Origin of the sequence: Sulfitobacter aestuarii (assembly GCF_042685005.1) — a bacterium.
Classification (GTDB): domain Bacteria; phylum Pseudomonadota; class Alphaproteobacteria; order Rhodobacterales; family Rhodobacteraceae; genus Sulfitobacter; species Sulfitobacter aestuarii.
On record NZ_JBHUMP010000068.1, the window covers coordinates 1 to 1,126 of the forward strand.

1 protein-coding gene is annotated in these 1,126 nt (G+C 61.4%); it reads right to left on the reverse strand.

The annotated features are described in order from the left end of the window. Window positions 1-374 precede the first annotated feature (374 nt). Window positions 375-1,126 (reverse strand): toprim domain-containing protein (locus tag ACFSUD_RS19600; RefSeq protein ID WP_386376186.1); only part of this gene is annotated, 752 nt, incomplete at its 5' end.

Below are 1,126 nucleotides of genomic sequence, written 5' to 3' on the forward strand. Positions count from 1 at the left end.
GGTGCCGCCCGGCTGGACACCCTCCTCTTGCGTATATTTCTTCCGCTTGCGCGCCATGGCATGCCTTCTCCGTGCGCCGCAAGCTGATGAAAGCAGGGCGTTCTTTGTACGTGTCGTTTGATGGTCCGTGAGACCGAGCTGGCGATAAGATACCCCAAGTGGGCGTCTCAAAGCGCCTACCGAAATTGCCAAAGAGCCTGAAACATGTGGAAAACTATGGCTAAAATCCGGAAGATTCGCGGGTGAGAGAGGGCCCCCCGCGCGCCTCGAATGCCATCTGCCCGATAGACCAGAGCCAACCATCGCTCCAATTGACTTTTACCAACCGATGAGGGCATGCCACGCGGTCGCCTCCTTCACCTCAATCATTGTCGCTACCCAAATCCCGGCCCGTCATCCATGGACGTGAGGGGCGACTGATGCCGGTCTTCCACCACAGCCGCGGGTGGGGGCTCCCTTTCGGCTAACTCCCATGTAGAGCTTGAGGCGAGGGGGGCTGTGCCAGTGGATTTCGAGGCGACCAGAACATCGAGCCAGTCCTTGCAGACGGTGGCCGCGCCTTCGACACGAGACGGAGGCGCAAGACGTTCGGCAGCGGGAAGGATCTCGCGGAGCTTGTCGGCAAGCAGGTCACCGGCGGCGTCATTGTCGAAGGCGGAGAACACCGCCTTGTCGGCCCCGAATTGGCGCAGCGCCATCGCTGACAGCGGGCCGAAGCCGCCGCCTGTGCTCACGTAGATCGTGTCATCCCGACCTTCCATCTCAGCCAGGGCGAGGGCATCCAGGCCGCCTTCGAAAACAATCATCCGGGTGGCGGTGGTTGGATCGCCCAGCACGCTCACGGACTTGCGCCCGCCTTTCGCAAACCGGGCCTTGTTCTTTTCGCCCTTCTTTTCCCAGCGTTGCTCGAACCCCTGGATAGCACCGGTCTTGATATTTCGGTGGGCGAAATAGATCCCGCCGAAGGCACCTGATCTGACATCGTTGTGAAACCGAAGCAGCGTCTTGCGGTCAATCCCGCGGATTTCGGCATAGGAACGCTGGTGATCGATATAGGGCGCCTCCTCCCACCGACGGCGGGCATCCGTGTGATCCCCGTGCTGATCGGGGCGCTTTGCGGGGGCCG